This is a genomic window from Rhizobium sp. CB3171 (assembly GCF_029714265.1).
Taxonomy (GTDB): Bacteria; Pseudomonadota; Alphaproteobacteria; order Rhizobiales; family Rhizobiaceae; genus Rhizobium.
Genome location: NZ_CP121652.1, coordinates 3,521,224 through 3,539,439, shown reverse-complemented (window position 1 = coordinate 3,539,439; position 18,216 = coordinate 3,521,224). Strand labels below are relative to the sequence as shown.

The 18,216-nt window shown below is 61.8% G+C and carries 11 protein-coding genes; 7 read left to right on the top strand and 4 right to left on the bottom strand.

What is annotated here, in order from left to right; genetic code table 11:
* Positions 1 to 44: 44 nt before the first annotated feature.
* Positions 45 to 533: a GNAT family N-acetyltransferase gene (locus tag QA648_RS17140; RefSeq protein WP_283048262.1), complete on the bottom strand. Its 489-nt coding sequence runs from the start codon at positions 531 to 533 to the stop codon at positions 45 to 47.
* A gap of 304 nt (positions 534 to 837) precedes the next feature.
* On the opposite strand from QA648_RS17140, the gene ahcY reads away from it, so the two are divergent.
* From ahcY to trxA, 7 genes are all read left to right on the top strand, one after another.
* A complete protein-coding gene (gene ahcY, locus QA648_RS17135) occupies positions 838 to 2,238 on the top strand; it encodes an adenosylhomocysteinase (RefSeq protein WP_104821461.1) in 1,401 nt (466 codons plus the stop codon).
* Positions 2,239 to 2,555: 317 nt separating this feature from the next.
* The gene (locus QA648_RS17130) at positions 2,556 to 5,144 is read left to right on the top strand and encodes a PAS domain-containing sensor histidine kinase (RefSeq protein ID WP_283048259.1); all 2,589 of its coding nucleotides are present in this window, start codon (positions 2,556 to 2,558) and stop codon (positions 5,142 to 5,144) included.
* Positions 5,141 to 6,652 (top strand): tRNA (adenosine(37)-N6)-threonylcarbamoyltransferase complex ATPase subunit type 1 TsaE, encoded by a 1,512-nt coding sequence (tsaE, locus tag QA648_RS17125; RefSeq protein WP_283048257.1) that lies wholly within the window; start codon positions 5,141 to 5,143, stop codon positions 6,650 to 6,652. Before QA648_RS17130 ends, tsaE begins: the two co-directional genes overlap by 4 nt.
* A 77-nt stretch (positions 6,653 to 6,729) precedes the next feature.
* Positions 6,730 to 7,461, top strand: a complete 732-nt coding sequence (locus QA648_RS17120) for a nucleotidyltransferase family protein (RefSeq protein ID WP_104821458.1) — start codon at positions 6,730 to 6,732, stop codon at positions 7,459 to 7,461.
* A gap of 3 nt (positions 7,462 to 7,464) precedes the next feature.
* Positions 7,465 to 10,653: a double-strand break repair protein AddB gene (gene addB / locus QA648_RS17115; RefSeq protein ID WP_283048255.1), complete on the top strand. Its 3,189-nt coding sequence runs from the start codon at positions 7,465 to 7,467 to the stop codon at positions 10,651 to 10,653.
* Positions 10,646 to 14,212 (top strand): double-strand break repair helicase AddA, encoded by a 3,567-nt coding sequence (addA, locus tag QA648_RS17110; RefSeq protein ID WP_283048253.1) that lies wholly within the window; start codon positions 10,646 to 10,648, stop codon positions 14,210 to 14,212. Before addB ends, addA begins: the two co-directional genes overlap by 8 nt.
* 75 nt (positions 14,213 to 14,287) lie before the next feature.
* Positions 14,288 to 14,608 (top strand): thioredoxin, encoded by a 321-nt coding sequence (gene trxA / locus QA648_RS17105; protein ID WP_028753820.1) that lies wholly within the window; start codon positions 14,288 to 14,290, stop codon positions 14,606 to 14,608.
* 251 nt (positions 14,609 to 14,859) lie between these two features.
* Here the strand turns inward: trxA and QA648_RS17100 are convergent, their stop codons facing one another.
* The 3 genes from QA648_RS17100 to trpA form a co-directional block, all read right to left on the bottom strand.
* Positions 14,860 to 16,188, bottom strand: a complete 1,329-nt coding sequence (locus tag QA648_RS17100) for a folylpolyglutamate synthase/dihydrofolate synthase family protein (RefSeq protein WP_199773553.1) — start codon at positions 16,186 to 16,188, stop codon at positions 14,860 to 14,862.
* Between the two features lie 57 nt (positions 16,189 to 16,245).
* Complete coding sequence (gene accD / locus QA648_RS17095) at positions 16,246 to 17,157, bottom strand: acetyl-CoA carboxylase, carboxyltransferase subunit beta (RefSeq protein WP_104821455.1); 912 nt, start codon at positions 17,155 to 17,157, stop codon at positions 16,246 to 16,248.
* Between the two features lie 210 nt (positions 17,158 to 17,367).
* Positions 17,368 to 18,207, bottom strand: a complete 840-nt coding sequence (gene trpA / locus QA648_RS17090) for a tryptophan synthase subunit alpha (protein WP_283048249.1) — start codon at positions 18,205 to 18,207, stop codon at positions 17,368 to 17,370.
* Positions 18,208 to 18,216 lie beyond the last annotated feature (9 nt).

Below are 18,216 nucleotides of genomic sequence, written 5' to 3'. Positions count from 1 at the left end.
TTTCGGCTGGAAAGCGGACTTTGCTGCCGTTGCATCCATTCTGCTTACCGCTTCGCCAGCATTGGCAAGATCAAGCCCCATCCAGTCTCTTGAGGTGGTCCAGACGGTTCGAACCCCAACTTCTTGTAGACGGCTATCGCCCGTCCATTGTCTGGATGCGGATCGGTCGCAATCACAGGTGCGCCCTCATCGAAAAGAGCCTGCATCCTCATTCCGATAAACGCTGAACCATGTCCAACGCCGACCATTTCGGGGTCTCCGATATATTGATCAATTCCCCGCGACCCTTTGGGAAGACCGGCAAAATGGTGATCTTCCCATCCGTGCACCGTGTAGTCCTGCAAGAACGCAAAGGGCCGTTCGTTAATTGAAATGATCCAGCGAGCCACCCGAGGATCAACCAGTTCTGCTTCACCATACGGCTCACCAGAACCCCACCATTCCAGGACATGCGGGCTCGACCGCCACGCCTTCAGTAAAGCGAGATCATCCAGGGTCGCTCTGCGAAACTCGTAAGGGTTGGTCGCGAACATTAGATCACTCTAGCAGATTGTGCGACGGTGAGTATGGGCCGAATCCAGACGTCCTCGCCTCAGCTATGAAAAATCGCTTGCTGCCGACACGCCGACTAGAGAAGCCCCGATAGTCTCATGACAGAGAAGCACCCTAAAAATCGACGGATATAAAGATATAAAGACTTCTTTATATCAACATTGATTTCCGGCCTGAAGCCTGCTACAGGGCATCATCCCACACGCTGTCAGCGTGCAATTCTTGTTGCATTCGGCCGAGGCGTTCGCCTGTGGTCCGTTCGCATCGTTCAGGCTGGAGACCTTCATGAGCACTGAAAAGGACTACATCGTCGCCGATATCGGCCTTGCCGACTTTGGCCGCAAGGAAATCTCGATCGCCGAAACCGAAATGCCGGGCCTTATGGCTTGCCGCGCCGAATTCGGCGAAGCGCAGCCGCTGAAGGGCGCGCGCATCACGGGTTCGCTGCACATGACGATCCAGACCGCAGTGCTGATCGAGACGCTTGTCGCTCTCGGCGCTGAAGTGCGCTGGGCATCCTGCAACATCTTTTCGACCCAGGACCATGCCGCTGCCGCGATCGCCGCTTCCGGCGTTCCGGTCTATGCCGTCAAGGGCGAAAGCCTTGAAGACTACTGGATCTACACCGACAAGATCTTCCAGTGGGCCGATGGCGGCTTCTCCAACATGATCCTCGACGATGGCGGCGACGCCACCATGTACATCCTGCTTGGCGCTCGCGCCGAAGCTGGCGAGGACGTCCTCTCCAATCCGCATTCCGAAGAAGAAGAAATCCTCTTCGCGCAGATCAAAAAGCGCCTCCAGGCATCGCCGGGTTGGTTCACCAAGCAGCGCGAAGCCATTAAGGGCGTCACCGAAGAAACCACCACGGGCGTCAACCGCCTGTATCAGCTCAGCCAGAAGGGCCTGCTGCCCTTCCCGGCGATCAACGTCAACGACAGCGTCACCAAGTCGAAGTTCGACAACAAGTACGGCTGCAAGGAATCGCTGGTTGACGGCATCCGCCGCGCCACCGACGTGATGATGGCCGGCAAGGTCGCCGTCGTCTGCGGCTATGGCGATGTCGGCAAGGGTTCTGCTGCTTCGCTTTCCGGCGCCGGCGCGCGCGTCAAGGTCACGGAAGTCGATCCGATCTGCGCCCTGCAGGCTGCCATGGACGGCTATGAAGTGGTTCAGCTCGAAGACGTCGTCTCGACCGCCGACATCTTCATCACCACCACCGGCAACAAGGACGTTATCCGCATCGACCATATGCGTGCGATGAAGGACATGGCGATCGTCGGCAACATCGGCCACTTCGACAACGAAATCCAGGTTGCCGCCCTGCGTAACCTGAAGTGGACGAACATCAAGCCGCAGGTCGACATGATCGAGTTCGCCAAGGGCAACCGCATCATCCTGCTGTCGGAAGGCCGCCTGCTGAACCTCGGCAACGCCACAGGCCATCCGTCCTTCGTCATGTCGGCTTCCTTCACCAACCAGACGCTGGCGCAGATCGAGCTCTTCACCAAGCCCGGCCAGTACAAGAACGAAGTCTACGTGCTGCCGAAGCACCTCGACGAAAAGGTTGCTCGCCTGCATCTCAGCAAGCTTGGCGTGAAATTGACGGAGCTTTCTGAAGAGCAGGCTTCGTATATCGGCGTCACTCCGAAGGGTCCGTTCAAGTCCGACCACTACAGATACTGATCTTACGATCGATATCCACAATATCTTGTGGCCCCGGCATTGACAAATGCCGGGGCTTATTTTTTGGCCCGCTCCCTTCCCGGCGATTCCCTTAGGCAGTATTGTTTTTAAACTTGATTCGTGACGAACCGGGCATGCCCGGAGCCATGAAAATGGGATGTCTTGTCGAGATGCGGCACAGTAGAGTCGGATGATTTTAGGTCGACACGACCTAAAATCTGAATCCGCTCTACAATCAAATAAGTAGAGCATGATGTCGTCCGAAAACCGCTTACACTTTTCGGCATCATGCTCTGAAGGACGGAGACAGACCGCTTATGTCTGAAGGGAAAGACAACCTGCCTGAGCCAGCGATACCCCCAGCGGCGATCGCGCGGCGGCGGCAGGGCGGCGCATATATGCTTTTACCGCGAGCAAAGCGGCGGACGAATGCAGGCCTTTTGGCCTCATTGGGTCGCTTGCTGCGTTTCAGCGTTTTCGGCGGCATCGTCAGCGGCCTGGCGGGTCCCGTTCTGGCGCAGACGAGCGCCGGCACGCCGGCGGTAGCCCGTCTCTTTACCTCCTCCGAAATGGCCGTCTTTTCCGTCATCATCGGCGTAATTTCCGCGGCACTTCTGTCGACGGTCTGGGTGGTCCGCCAGCGCGGCAATATGGAAAGCGAAAGCCGCGAGATCCGTACGGCGCTATCGGACGCGAACCAGCGCATTTCGCAGTATCAGGCGCTGATCGCCGACAAGAATCGCCGGATCGTCATCTGGGACGGGCAGAACGCACGGCCGGAGCTGCTTGGCCAGCTCCCCGTCGAGACCGGCGCGCCGCAGGACAACGAATTCCTCGCTTTCGGCCGCTGGCTGAAATCCTGGTCGGCCGGCGAGCTGGAAAAGGCGATCGACAAGCTGCGCAGCAGCGGCCAAAGCTTCGATATGGTGGTCGAGACGAACCGCGACGAGATATTGGAGGCGCAGGGCCGCATCTCCGGCGGCCGCGCCTTCGTCCGCTTCATCGCGCTCAACAATCTGCGCGCCGAACTGGCCGAGCTCAAGATCGAGCGCGACCGGCTCATGACTTCGATCTCCGCTTTCCAGAACCTGCTCGATGCCATCGACCTGCCGGTCTGGCGGCGCGATACCGAGGGCAAGCTGACCTGGGTCAACCAGGCCTATGGCGAAGCAGTCGAGGCGGTGTCGCCGGATGAAGCCATCCGCGAAGGCCGCGAATTCCTGACGACCGTCGCGCGCGAGCGCATCCGTGCATCCACCACGCCGGAATCGCCTTCCCACGACAAGATTTCCACCGTCGTACACGGCAATCGCACCTTCTTCGATGTCATCGACGTCAAATCATCTGATGGTTCGGCCGGCATCGCTATCGACGTTTCGGAAGCGGAAGCAGTCCGTGCCGAGCTGGCGCGCACCTTGAAGAGCCATGCCGAGACGCTCGATCATCTGGCGACACCGGTCGCGATTTTCGACGGCGACCGGCGGCTGCAATTCTACAATCAGGCCTTCGTCCAGCTCTGGGAGCTCGACATCGCCTTCCTCGAGAAGAAACCTGACAATAGCGAGCTGCTGGATCGGCTGCGCGGCGCCAAGAAGCTGCCGGAGCAACTGAACTGGAAGACCTGGAAAGACGGCGTCTTGTCCGTCTATCGCGCGCTCGACACGCAATCCGACCTCTGGCATCTGCCGAACGGTCAGACCCTGCGGGTTTTCGCCACCGCCCATCCGCAGGGCGGCGCCACATGGGTGTTCGAGAACCTGACCGAGCAGGTCGATCTCGAAACGCGCTACAATACGCTGGTCAAGGTGCAGGGCGAGACGATCGACCATCTCTCCGAAGGCGTTGCCGTCTTTGGCCCCGATGGCCGCATCCGCCTCTCCAACCCGGCATTCCGCATCCTGTGGAACATCACCGAGGCACAGGCGAAGCCCGGCACGCATATCCAGGCTCTGGCCGAGGCCTGCGCGCCCTCCTACGACCGGCCGGACGGCTGGAAGCGGTTTGCCGAGCAGATCACCAGCTTCGACGACGAGCGCCCGTCGTCGCAGGGCACGCTGGAGCTCTATTCCAATCTCGTGCTCGACTATGCCGTCATTCCGCTGCCGAACGCGCAGACCATGCTGACCTTCGTCAACAAGACCGACAGCGTGCGCGCCGAACGGGCTCTCACCGAGAAGAACGAGGCGCTGCTGAAGGCCGACGAGCTGAAGAACGATTTCGTCCAGCATGTTTCCTACGAGCTGCGCTCGCCTCTGACCAATATCATCGGCTTTACCGATCTTTTGAAGACGCCGGGCATCGGGTCGCTGAACGACCGGCAGGCGGAGTATATCGATCACATCTCCACCTCTTCCTCAGTGCTTTTGACGCTGGTCAACGACATTCTCGATCTTGCAACGGTCGATGCCGGCATCATGCGGCTGAACTATTCCGAGATCGGGCTCGACGACCTGCTGGACGAAGTGTCGATGCAGATCGCCGATCGGCTGCAGGAAAGCGGCGTCACGCTGGAAATCACCGTGCCAGCCCATCTCGGTTCCGTGGTTGCGGATCAACAACGGCTGAAGCAAATCCTGCTCAAGCTTCTGACCAATGCCGCCAATTTCGCGCCGGAAGGCTCGACGATCGAATTGAGATGCGCACGCGAAGGCACCGATTTCGTCTTCTCGGTCGCCGACAAAGGTCCGGGCATCCCTGAAGAGATCATGCGCACCGTGTTCAACCGCTTTGCTTCCAGCGGCAAGGGCGGCAAGCGCAGCGGCGCCGGTCTCGGTCTCTCCATCGTCGAAAGCTTCGTCAGCCTGCATGACGGCCAGGTCTCGATCGAAAGCCAGCCGGGCAAGGGAACCACAGTCATCTGCCGGATTCCCTCCGCCGAATTGCCGCACTCCGTCGCAGCAGAATGACAGCAGCGAACACAAGCATCTCCCTTTTCCTGGCAGACGACGCGGCAACCACTCGCCTGGGCGAAGATCTGGCGCTGGCGCTCAAGGCCGGCGACTGCCTGGCGCTGTCGGGCGATCTCGGCGCCGGCAAATCCTCGCTCGCCCGCGCCCTGCTGCGCGCCATGGCCGACGATGCCGAACTGGACGTGCCGAGCCCCACCTTCACGCTCGTGCAATCCTACGAGCTGCGCATCCCGGTCTCGCATTTCGATCTCTACCGTCTGGGCGACCCCAGTGAGCTCGACGAGCTCGGCTTCGACGAGGCGCTGCAGACCGGCATCTGCCTGGTGGAATGGCCGGAGATGGCCGAAGGCGAACTGCCGAAAGAGCGCATCGATCTCAAGCTCGAGCACGAAGGCGAAGGCCGCCGCGCGACCATTGTGGCACCGGCAAAGCAATTCGCCCGCATCCAGCGCGTTCTAGCGATCCGCGCTTTCCTCGACACCAATGGTTATGCCGGCGCCCGGCGGCGTTTCCTGACGGGCGATGCTTCGCTGCGCGCCTACGAATCCATCCATCCGCATGGCGGCGGCAAGCGTGTGATCCTGATGGACTGGCCGCGGCTGCCCGAAGGGCCGCCGGTGCTCGACGGCAAGCCCTACCCCAAAGTCGCGCATCTCGCCTGGGATGCCTATCCCTTCGTGGCGATCGCCAATGTCCTGCGCGAAAACGGCTTTGCAGCGCCGGAAATTTTCGCGGCCGACTACGATCAGGGCATTCTTTTGATCGAGGATCTCGGCACCGATGGCGTGCTCGATAAGGAAGGCAAGCCGATCGCCGACCGCTACCGGGCAAGCGTCGCCTGCCTGGCGCATCTGCACAGCTTCCATATTCCGCAGGATATCCCGGTTATGCCGGATCACGTCCATCATATTCCGGATTTCGACCGGACGGCCATGACGATGGAAGCGCGGTTGCTCATCGACTGGCATCTGCCCTGGAAACGCGGTGCGCCGGCGAGCGACGAGGAAAGGGCCGACTATCTGGCGATCTGGAATGGCCTGATCGATAAGCTGGACGATGCGGAAAAGAACCTGCTGCTGCGCGATTTCCACTCGCCGAACATCATCTGGCGGGCCAAGGAAAAGAGCATCCAGCGAATCGGCCTCATCGATTTCCAGGATGCGATGATCGGCCCGACGGCCTATGACCTTGCCTCCATCGTCCAAGACGCGCGCGTCACCATTGAGCGCGATCTGCATGATGAATTGATAGCGGATTATCTGACTCTACGGCATGCCCAAGGCGGTTTCGACGAAGCGAAGTTCCTTAAGAGCTGGGCGATCATGTCGGCGCAGCGCAATTGCAAGCTCGCCGGTCTCTGGGTGCGGCTGCTGCAGCGCGACGGCAAGCCCGGCTATATGAAGCATATGCCACGCACGCTCGCCTATCTCGCCATCGCTTTCGAACACGAAACGCTCGCTCCGTTGCGCGAATGGTGTGCACGAGCTGGAATAGGCGACGTCTAGCTGACCGAGACCGGGCGACGGTTTTCCTGCAATATGCTAAAGGAAGACAGCCGAGCGAATCACAAATTCGAGACGAGATGACCATCAAGCAAGCCATGGTATTGGCCGCGGGCCTCGGGACCCGCATGCGGCCAATTACCGATACCATCCCAAAACCGCTGGTAAAGATCGCCGGCAAGCCGATGATCGATTATACGCTGGATGCCCTGGCCGAAGCCGGTGTCGAGCGGGCCGTCGTGAACGTCCATCATCATGCCGATCAGATGGAGGCGCATCTTCGGAACTATCGCGGATTAGACATCCTGATCTCAGATGAACGCGATGCGCTGATGAACAATGGCGGCGGCATCGTCAAAGGCCTGACGCTGCTGAGCCGCGATTCTGTTTTCGTCATGAATGCCGACTTGTTCTGGATCGGCGAGAAACCCGGCCAACCAACAAACCTCGAGCGATTAGCCGGATTCTTCGACGAGCAGCGCATGGACATGGCCATGCTGTGCGTCGAGCTGGAAAGAACCACGGGTCACAACGGCAAGAACGATTTCAGCATGGCTGGGGACGGCCGGCTTACACGCTATCGCGACGCGCAATATAATGGCGTCGTCTATGCCGGCGCCTTCGTCATGAACCCCTCCCTTCTTGACGATGCGCCAAATGATGCCTTCAACATCAACATCTATTTCGACAAGGGAATCGCCAAGGGCCGGCTCTACGGCACGATGATGGACGGCCATTGGCTGACCGTCGGCACGCCGGAGGCGATCGGCGAGGCGGAGGAAACGATCCGGACTTTCCGGGCGTTTGCGTGACGGATGACGGGCGGGCACCGGCAACGCATCCTGACGATCCCGGCGGGCCTGCCTTTTCTCAAGACCCTTGCCAGCGCTCTCTGTGATGGCCGACTGACCGAGCACTTTCGCCACGATCCCGGCGATCCGCTATCGCTTGCCAAGGTTACCATCTTCCTGCCGACAAGGCGCGCGGCGCGCGTGCTGCGTTCGGAATTCGTCGATCTGCTTGGCGGCCGCTCCGCGATCCTGCCGGTGATCCGCCCGCTCGGCGAGACGGACGACGATAGCGGCTATTTCGAAGAGGCTCTGCCCGCGACCGCGGATCTGGCGCAGCCGCTTGCCAATACCGCGCGGCTGTTGGAACTGGCACGGCTGATCCTTGCCTGGCGCAACAGGCTGCCGCAGATCGTCCGCGACATTCATTCGGATTCGCCGCTCGTCGCTCCGGCAAGCCCGGCAGACGCCATTTGGCTGGCGCGCAATCTCGCCGAACTCATCGATTCCATCGAGACCGAGGATCGCGACTGGGCCGAGCTTGCCAAGCTTAGCGCCGACGACCATGCGCTCTGGTGGCAATTAACGACCGAATTCCTGCAGATTGCCAGTGCTTTCTGGCCGGCGCGGCTGGAGGAACTCGGCAAATCCTCGCCCGCCAGACACCGCAACGCCATCCTGCGTGCCGAGGCGCAACGGCTTGCCACAATGCAGCATGCCGGGCCGATCATCATCGCCGGCTCCACCGGTTCGGTTCCGGCAACGGCGGAGCTGATTGCCGCCGTTGCCTCCCTGCCGCAGGGCGTCATTGTGCTTCCGGGGCTCGATCTTTCGATGCCGGAGGAGGACTGGCGGCTTGTGGCGCCGGAGACGGGCGCTGGCGCTAGGGTCGATCCGACGACACGCAGCCATTCACAATATGGCCTGTCGCTGCTGTTGAAGCGGCTGCGCGTGGAGCGAAGCGATGTGGAAACCGTCGCCGAGGCGCCGGAGAGCATGCAGATTCGCGCTGAGGTCCTGTCGCGCGCCCTGGCGCCGGCGAAAGCGACCAGTGGCTGGGGTGCATGGCAAAAGACGCTGGCGCCTGACGCGATTGCGCGAGCCTTCGCCGAGGTCGCCCTGATTGAGGCGACGAACGAACGCGAAGAGGCGACGGCAATCGCCATCGCCTTGCGGCTCGCGCTGGAGAAGCCGGGGCGCAACGGCGGCGAAAGCCAGGCGGCACTGATCACGCCGGATCGCAATCTGGCGCGGCGCGTGACGGCGGAGCTGGCCCGCTTCGGCATCACCGCCGACGATTCGGCCGGAACGCCGCTCGCCGCCACGCCGCAAGGGGCGCTGCTGCAATTGCTGCTCGAGGCGACGCTTCGCCCCGGCGACCCCGTTGCCATCGTCTCGCTCATCAAGCATCCCCTCGCCCGCTTCGGTTTTCGCACGGATGCCTTGCAGCTTGGCGTCGATGCGCTGGAAGCGCTCGCCTTGAGGGGCGGCATCGCCGATGTCGATATCGGCGCGCTGGAATCCCTGCTCGACCGGCAGCTCACCGAACAGGCAATGGACCGACATGCGCCGCACTGGCGCAAATCCCTGCCTCCGGAAGCCGTGGAACATGCGCGCGCGCTGGCCCGAAAGATCGCAGCGGCATGCGAGCCGCTGACCTCAGCGCTTACACCATCATCCGCCGGACTTCCCACCCTTTCCGAATGGGCCGATCGCACGGGCCGCGCCCTTGAAGCCGTTGCCGCCGATGAGCGCGGCAACTTGGCCGGACTCTGGTCCGGCGAGGCCGGCGATACGATGGCAAGCCTGCTGAAGGAGGTCATGGAAACCGAAGGCCAGCTCGAAGCGGATGGGCCGCAGTGGATCGATATCATGGCCGCGCTCTCCGCCGGGCAGGCAGTCAAGCCGCGGGCACTGAGCCATCCGCGGCTGTTCATCTTCGGTACGCTGGAAGCGCGCCTGCAGAGCGTCGATACGTTGATCCTCGGCGGGCTCAACGAAGGCTCCTGGCCGGGCCAGACCGCCAACAATCCCTTCATCTCCCGCACGATGAAGACCGAGATCGGCCTGGAACCGCCGGAGCGCCGCATCGGTCAGCTTGCCCACGATTTCGAAATGGCAAATGGGACGCGCGACCTGATCTATTCGCGCGCACTGCGACAGGGCTCGACCCCGACCGTGGCATCGCGCTGGCTGCAGCGGCTGATGGCGCTGGGCGGCAAGACGTTTGCCGGGGAATTGAAAGCGCGCGGCGATCAATATCGCCATTGGGCTGGGATGATCGACGAAGGCGAAAACCAGGCGCCGGCGCTGAGGCCATCCCCGAAACCGCCAGCCGGGCTACAGCCGAAAAGCTATTCCTTCAGCGAGGTCGGCCGCCTCCGCCGCGATCCCTATGCGATCTACGCCCGACGCGTCCTGCGGCTCGACCCGATCGCTCCCTTCAACCGCGAGCCCGGCCCGGCCGAGCGCGGCACGCTCTATCACAAGATCATCGATCGCTTTATCCGTGAGGGTCATATCGCCGGAACGCCGAATGCATCGCTGGCTATGGATCGTATCGTGGCCGAGCTTTTCGACGCGGAGCAACTGCCGGTTCATATCGATAGCGTCTGGCGGCCACGTTTCCGCGAAGTGGCGCGCGCTTTTCTCGTCTGGGAAGCGGAGCGGCGGCCTGAGATCCGCTCGACGGCAACGGAAGTGCCTGCGGGCGTCGAGATCGAGCCGATCGGCATCCGCTTGACCGGCGTTGCCGACCGCATCGATTTCAAAGGTAACAGGGCGGCAGACATCATCGACTACAAGACCGGTTACAATCCTTCGCCGGCGCAGGCCCGCGCGCTGCTCGATCCGCAATTGGCTCTGGAGGCTTACGCACTCAAGGCCGGCGCTTTCCGCGATGTCGGCGCACTTGCTCCGGAGAACCTGCTTTATGTGCGGCTGAGGCCCGGCGATCGCTTCAAGGTCGATCAGGTCAACAACGAACTTTCCGGCCGCAGCGGCAAGACGGAAACAAAGTCGGCTATGGATTTGGCGGAGGAGTCGATGGACCAACTCGTCAAATTCGTTGCCCTGCTGCAGTCCGGCGAAAAGGGCTTCTCGTCACGGCTGATCCCCGCCCAACAATTCGAATATGGCGGCGACTACGATCACCTGGCCCGCGTCTCCGAATGGTCGACAGCGGAGACCGAACAGGAGGGAGGTGGCGATGAGTGAGCTTTCCGACGGCGAACTCAGCGCCCTGCCCGATAGCGACGATCCTGGCGTCTGGATCGGCTGGACGACTGTGCAGCAATCGATCGCCTCCGATCCGGAACGGTCCGCCTGGGTCTCGGCCAATGCCGGTTCCGGCAAGACGCATGTGCTGACCCAGCGCGTCATCCGCCTGTTGCTCGCCGGCGCGCGGCCGTCAGCCATTCTCTGCCTCACTTATACCAAGGCCGCGGCGTCGGAGATGTCGAACCGCGTCTTCGATCGCCTAGCTGCCTGGGCAACATTACCGGACGAGGAGCTGAAGGCGCGGATCACCGAGATCGAAGGCGCGGAGCCGGGTCTCTTGAAGCTCGCCGAAGCTCGCCGCCTCTTCGCCAAGGCGCTGGAAACGCCGGGCGGGCTGAAGATCCAGACGATCCACGCCTTCTGCGAAGCGCTGCTGCATCAATTCCCGCTGGAAGCCAATGTCGCCGGCCATTTCTCGGTTCTCGACGATCGCGCCGCGGCGACCCTGCTGGATGATGCCCGTCGGTCCCTGTTGACGGCAACGCCGCATGATCCGAATGCCGAACTTGCCGAGGCCTTCGCCTATGTGCTCGATCTCGGCGACGAATCCGGCCTGGAGACATTGCTGGGCGAGATCGTCGCCAACCGCAACGCCATCAGGCGCTTCACGGCGGAAGCCGAACGGAACGGCGGCATCGAGGCTGCGCTGCTGACCCGGCTCGGTCTCTCTCCCGATGACACCGAAGCTGGGATAGCGGAGCAGTATTGGCCTCTGCCCGGCCTTTCAGGCTCGGCGCTGGAGCTCTATCTCACGCTTGCCGATCTCAAGGGTGGGGCAAAAGCGCAGGACATCGCCTATGGGCTGCGCCTTGCCAAACGCGAAGCGAACCCGATCGCCCGCGCGGAGATCCTCGAAAAGGTCATGCTGACCGCCAAGGGCGAGCCGAAGTCGGACAGCCAGTTTTTCGTTAAGGCGATGCTGGCCGATGCACCCGCGCTGGCCGACGCAGTCGCTGCCGCCCGCGCCCATGTCGTCGCTTGCCGCGACCGGCTGAAGCTGATGCGGATGTATCGCGCCACCCGGGCGGCGCTTACCCTCGCCGACCGGCTGAACCGCGACTATGAAGAACTGAAGAAGCGGCGCAGCCAGCTCGATTTCGAAGACCTGATCACCCGCACCGCCGATCTGCTGACCAAGAAGGACGTCGGCCCGTGGATCCACTACAAGCTCGACCAGGGCATAGACCATATCCTCGTCGACGAGGCGCAGGATACCAGCCCGATCCAATGGAGCGTCATCCAATCGCTAGCGGAGGATTTCTTCTCCGGCGAAAGCGCGCGCCCGACCCTCAGGACGATCTTCGCGGTCGGCGACGAAAAGCAGTCGATCTATTCCTTCCAGGGTGCGCGGCCCGAACGTTTCTCCGAGGAGAGCGACCGGACGCGGCGGCGCGTGGATAATAGCGGCCAGCAGTTTTCATCGATCCGCCTTCCGCTCTCCTTCCGTTCCACCGCCGACGTGCTGGCCGCCGTCGACCATGTCTTCACCGCGCCCGAGAATGCCCGTGGCCTCAGTGCCGCCGCCGAGCCCGTCGTGCACCGCTCCAGCCGCATCGGTCATCCCGGCGCCGTCGATCTCTGGGAGATGATTGCGCCCGAGCCGCTGGCGAAGGAGGAAGACTGGACGGCGCCCTTCGATTCGACGCCGGAAAGCGCGCCGGCGGCGATCCTGGCGCGGCGCATGGCGCAGACAATCGGCAACATCATTGGCCGCGAGACGATCATCGACAAGGGAAAGGCGCGCTTCATCGAGGCCGGCGATATATTGGTGCTGGTGCGCAAGCGCGACAGCTTCGTCAACGCGCTGACCCGGGCCTTGAAGCGGCGCAACAACATTCCCGTCGCCGGCGCCGACCGCCTGGTGCTGACTAGCCACATCGCCATTCAGGACCTTTTGGCGCTTGGCCGTTTCCTGTTGCTGCCGGAAGACGATCTTTCGTTGGCAGCGCTGTTGAAGAGCCCCCTGTTCGATCTCGGTGAAGACGATGTGTTCGCCGTCGCGGCCTATCGCGGCGATGATGAAAGCGTCTGGAGCCATCTCCAAAAATTCGCCGATGACGGCAATGAGCGCTTCCGGCATGTCCTCGACCGGCTGAAGACCTTCCTGGCACTCTCCAAGAGCCTATCCGTGCATGACTTCTACGCTCGCGTTCTCGGCAGCTTCGGCGGCCGGCGGCAGTTCCTGGCGCGGCTCGGCACCGAAGTCAGCGACATCTTAGACGAGTTCCTGACCTTTACATTGGACCACGAAACTTCCGGCCTGCCGGGTCTGCAATCCTTCATCTCGACGCTGGAGCTGGAGGCGCCGACCGTGAAGCGGGAGCAGGACAAGGGCCGCAACGAGGTGCGGATCATGACGGTGCATGCCTCCAAGGGCCTGGAAGCGCCGATCGTCTTCCTCGCCGATGGCGGCGGCAAGGCCTTTACCCATACGCATTTGCCGAAGCTGCGCCTGATCGAGACCGGCAAAGGCGAAATCCCGCTGCCCGTCTGGGTGCCGGTCAGCGCACTTGCCAATTCGCTGACACAGGCCGATGCGACGAGGCTGCAGTCGCTGGCGGAGGAGGAATATCGCCGCCTGCTCTATGTCGGCATGACACGCGCCGCCGACCGGCTGATTGTCTGCGGCTATCGCGGCATTCGCGAAAACGCCGATACATGGCATGCTATGATTTTCAGGACGCTGCGCCAGGATGGCGAGCGCTGCACGCCTGTCAGCTTTTCCGGACCGGATGGCGAGTGGCAGGGTTTGAGCTGGCGTGTCACCCAAGTCGAGCGCAGTTTCGAGCACATGGAACAGGCGGAAGCGACCGTGGACCGAGGAGCGCTGCCGGTGGGATTGAGCCGGCCGCTGCCGCCGCAGCGAAACCTACCCCGGCCGCTCAGCCCTTCCGGTGCCGGCACCATCATCGACGATGAAGCCGACAATCTGCTTGTCGCCTCGCCGCTGTTCACCGAGAAGCCCAAATCGGATCGCTCGCTGGAAAAGGGCCGCTTCATCCACCGCATGCTGCAGACATTGCCGGAGATCGCGCCGGCAGATCGCGCCGATGCAGCGCGGCGCTACGCCGAGCGAGCCGCACGCTTCTGGCCGCAGGCCGAACGCGAAGCGCTGATCAACGCGGTGATGGCGCTGCTGTCACACCCAGACCTGCAGGGCGTTTTCAGCGCGCATGCCCAGGCCGAAGTCTCGATCATGGGCACGCTGACGCTCGGCGATCAAAACTATGCCGTCTCCGGCCGCATCGACCGGCTGACCGTGCTCGACGATCGCGTGGTCATCCTCGACTACAAAACGAATCGCGTGCCGCCGCGTGGTGCCGAAGAGATTCCTTTCGCCCACCGGGCCCAGCTTGCCATCTATCGCGAGATCCTTTCGCCGCTTTATCCCGGCAAACGCATCGATTGCGTGCTCGTCTATACCGAGAACGCCTCGATCCACACGCTCTCCCAAGAAGCGCTCGCATTGGCGCTTGCGGAGCTCAAAACAAAGTGAAATACCAAATATTGAAATTTGGGCACCGCACCATCACATATCTAGCAACCCGCAAATCCTGGTAAGGAGCAGCCTATGGCTACCGTGAAAGTCGATACCTCCAACTTCGCTGCCGAAGTCCTGCAGTCCGCAGAGCCTGTCGTCGTTGATTTCTGGGCCGAATGGTGCGGTCCGTGCAAGATGATCGCGCCTGCTCTCGAAGAGCTCGCCGTACAGTTCGAAGGCAAGGTGAAGGTCGCCAAGCTCAACATCGATGAAAACCCGGAACTGGCTGCCCAGTTCGGCGTTCGCTCGATCCCGACGCTTGCCATGTTCAAGGCCGGCGAAGTTGCCGACATCAAGGTTGGCGCCGCTCCCAAGACCGCCCTGCAGAGCTGGATTTCCAGCGCTGCCTAATCGGTATCGACTGAGAGAATGAAAAAGCCCGCTTCGTGCGGGCTTTTTGTTGGTCGGAGAACACGGGCCATCCTCGCTCTTCGAGACTTCGTACCATCAGGGCGAGGATGGAGCAGGCTCGTCGCCACGGCAACGCAGAGATGAATGATGAGCCCGTGGCGCGGCTGGGCGAAAAGGGCAGCCCTCATGCTGAGGAGGCCCGCAGGGCCGTCTCGAAGCACGAGGACGGGTTGTTGATCACAGCACCGGAATCACTTCGGCGGCGTGCCGTTATCGGCAAGGACATCGCCGACGAGATATAGCGAGCCGCCGATCAGAATGCGCGGCGCCGGCAAATCGGGTACGGCCAGTTCCTTGATCGCATCCAGCGCTTGGCCGACGCTCGACATCGGTTCGGCCACCAGACCAGCATCGTAAGCCGCGCCGGCCAAAACCACGGGATCGATCATCGAATCGCTGCCGCGGATCGGCACGCAATAGACCTTTTCCGCCAGGCCGGTGAATGCCTTGAAATAGCCGACAGGATCCTTGGTATTGATCATGCCGGTAATCAGGAACAACGGTCGCGGCTGGCGCTCCTCGAAATTGGCCATGGCTTCGGCAATGACCTCGCCGGCGCCGGGATTGTGGCCGCCGTCGACCCAGATTTCCGCGCCTTCGGGTGCGTGCACCAACAAATCGCCTTCCGTCAGACGCTGCAGGCGGCCCGCCCATTCGACCGAGGCCATCGCCTTTTCCATCATCGCTTCGGTGACGACAAAGCCCGCGGCCTTGACGGCACGGATGGCAGCGGCGGCGTTGGCATATTGATGCCGGCCCGGCAGGCGGGGCAGCGGCAGGTCGGCGAGACCGAACTCGTCCTGATAGACCAGCCGGCCATATTCCTCGTGAGCGGAAAAATCCTGGCCGAAAACCGCCGTCGGGCAACGCAGCCGCTCGGCAGTCGAGATCAGCACGTCCAAGGCGGCATCATATTCCTGATGACCGATGACCACGGGACGGCCGGGTTTCATGATCCCCGCCTTTTCGGCCGCGATCAGCTCGACGCGGTCGCCGAGATAGGGCTGGTGGTCGAGCGAGATCGGCATGATCACGGAGGCGGCCGGATCGGAAATGACGTTGGTGGCGTCGAAACGGCCGCCGAGGCCGACTTCGATGATCGCGACATCGGCCGGCTGCTCGGAAAACAGCATGAAAGTCGCAGCAGTCAGGATTTCGAAGACCGTGATCTTCTCGCCGCCATTGGCGTCGGCAATCCGCCGGAGCACATCGGCGAAAACCGCATCGTCGACGAGCTTGCCGCGGCCGCCCTTGATGCCCAGGCGGTAGCGCTCGTGCCAATTGACGAGATGTGGCGAGGTATGGACATGCACGCTCAGGCCGCCGGCCTCGAGAAGCGCTCGGCAGAAGGCCGTCACCGAGCCCTTGCCGTTGGTGCCGGCGACATGGATCACCGGCGGCAACTTTTTATGCGGATTGCCGAGGATGTCGAGCAGCCGAGTGATTCTATCCAGCGAGAGATCGAAGCCTTTGGGGTGCAGCCCCATCAGCTTGTCGATCTCCCGTGCCGCCTCGCTCATTGCGGATTGATCCATAGCCGTCATCCCGCACCTCCGCCTTTGGCCATCCGTTTTAGATCAGGCGCGCGCCACCATCGGCAACGCCGCGCCATTCAGGTCCTTCGCAGACACATCATTCGCCGGCTTCTTGGTCAGTATCTTCAGAAGCGTTGCCAGCGTGTCGGGGATGTCGTGACGCTTGACAACCATGTCGACCATGCCGTGCTCGAGCAGATATTCCGAGGTCTGGAAGCCTTCCGGCAGCTTTTCGCGGATCGTCTGTTCGATGACGCGCTTGCCGGCAAAGCAGATTTCCGCACCCGGCTCCGCAAGATGGACATCGCCGAGCATGGCGTAGGAGGCGGTGACGCCGCCGGTCGTCGGATTGGTCAACACGACGATATAGGGCTGGCCGGCTTCCTTCAGCATGTCGACGGCAACCGTCGTGCGCGGCAACTGCATGAGGGACAGAATACCCTCCTGCATGCGCGCACCACCCGAAGCGGGGAACATCACCAGCGGGCACTTTTCGGCGATGGCGCGTTCGAACGCCTTGACGATCGCTTCGCCGGCGGCGATGCCGAGCGAACCGCCCATGAAATTGAATTCATGCACGACGGCAACGAGCTTCAGGCCACGAACCTTGCCGACGCCGACGAGAATCGTGTCTTCCTGCTCGGTCTTGACGCGGCTGTCCTTCAGGCGGTCGGTATATTTCTTCGAATCGCGGAACTTCAGCGGGTCCTGCGCGACCTTCGGCTGCGGCAGAGCTTCGTACTCACCATTGTCGAAGAGATCGGCAAGGCGGGCCTTGGCCGGCATCTTCATATGGAAACCGGAAGCGGGAATGACCCACTTGTTGTCTTCCAGATCCTTGTGGAAGACCATTTCGCCGGTCTCCGGGCACTTGATCCAGAGATTTTCCGGCACTTCGCGGCGGCCCAGCATGGAATTGATCCGCGGGCGGACGTAATTCGTGATCCAGTTCAATTCGAAAACTCCTGATCGACTGAATTAACCGATATCGTAGTCGACACAGAGCGGTTCAGCGTCTCACGGAATCGCTTTCCCGCTCTATCCCTCTGTTTTTACGCAATTCCGGACGGAAAACCGCTTCGCACTTTTCCTGGAATTGCTCTAACGCGCACAGGCCGTTTCTTCAACCGAATCCGATTGAAGCTTTCCGCCTATGTGGGAAAACTATTCGGCAGCAACAAGGCGCGCCGAACGCGTCCCCGTCGACAGACCGCGCACCAGCGTGGCAACGGCCTGGATGGTGTCTGATGTCGCCTTACCGTCCTTGGTGAGGCTGGTGGCGATCTGGTTGACGATGGCGGTACCGACGACGACGCCATCGGCGGAAGCGCCGATCAGCTTGGCATGCTCGGCCGTCTTGACACCGAAGCCGACGCAAACCGGCAGGTCCGTATGCTGCTTGATGCGCTTGACGGCGCCGGAGACCAGCGACGGGTCCGGCAAAGCAGAGCCGGTGATGCCGTTCATCGAAACGTAGTAGACGAAGCCGGACGTATTGTTCAGCACGGTCGGCAGGCGCTTGTCATCGGTGGTCGGCGTCGCGAGACGGATGAAATTGATGCCCTTGCGGATCGCCGGGATGCAGAGCTCGTCATCCATTTCCGGCGGCAGATCGACGACGATGAGGCCGTCGATCCCAGCGGCAATCGCGTCGTCGAGGAACTTCTCGACACCGTAGATATAGATCGGATTGTAGTAGCCCATCATCACGATCGGCGTATCGGCATCCGTCTTGCGGAAATCGGCAGCGAGCTGCAGCGTCTTCTTCAGCGTCTGGCCGGCCTTCAGGGCGCGCTGGCCGGCAAGCTGGATCGCCGGGCCATCGGCCATGGGATCGGAGAAGGGCATGCCGAGTTCGATGACGTCGGCGCCGGCTTCCGGCAGCGCCTTCATGATGCCGAGCGAGGTCTCGTAGTCGGGATCACCACCCATGAAATAGGTGACGAGTGCCGGGCGGCCTTCAGTCTTCAAAGCGGCGAAGCGTTTGTCCATACGTGCGGTCATGGCGTCTAA

Excerpts from the sequence above, each read along its gene's own strand:
- QA648_RS17140 (WP_283048262.1), bottom strand. The coding sequence starts at position 533 with ATGTTCGCGACCAACCCTTACGAGTTTCGCAGAGCGACCCTGGATGAT.
- ahcY (WP_104821461.1), top strand. The coding sequence starts at position 838 with ATGAGCACTGAAAAGGACTACATCGTCGCCGATATCGGCCTTGCCGAC.
- QA648_RS17130 (WP_283048259.1), top strand. The coding sequence starts at position 2,556 with ATGTCTGAAGGGAAAGACAACCTGCCTGAGCCAGCGATACCCCCAGCG.
- tsaE (WP_283048257.1), top strand. The coding sequence starts at position 5,141 with ATGACAGCAGCGAACACAAGCATCTCCCTTTTCCTGGCAGACGACGCG.
- QA648_RS17120 (WP_104821458.1), top strand. The coding sequence starts at position 6,730 with ATGACCATCAAGCAAGCCATGGTATTGGCCGCGGGCCTCGGGACCCGC.
- addB (WP_283048255.1), top strand. The coding sequence starts at position 7,465 with ATGACGGGCGGGCACCGGCAACGCATCCTGACGATCCCGGCGGGCCTG.
- addA (WP_283048253.1), top strand. The coding sequence starts at position 10,646 with ATGAGTGAGCTTTCCGACGGCGAACTCAGCGCCCTGCCCGATAGCGAC.
- trxA (WP_028753820.1), top strand. The coding sequence starts at position 14,288 with ATGGCTACCGTGAAAGTCGATACCTCCAACTTCGCTGCCGAAGTCCTG.
- QA648_RS17100 (WP_199773553.1), bottom strand. The coding sequence starts at position 16,188 with ATGAGCGAGGCGGCACGGGAGATCGACAAGCTGATGGGGCTGCACCCC.
- trpA (WP_283048249.1), bottom strand. The coding sequence starts at position 18,207 with ATGACCGCACGTATGGACAAACGCTTCGCCGCTTTGAAGACTGAAGGC.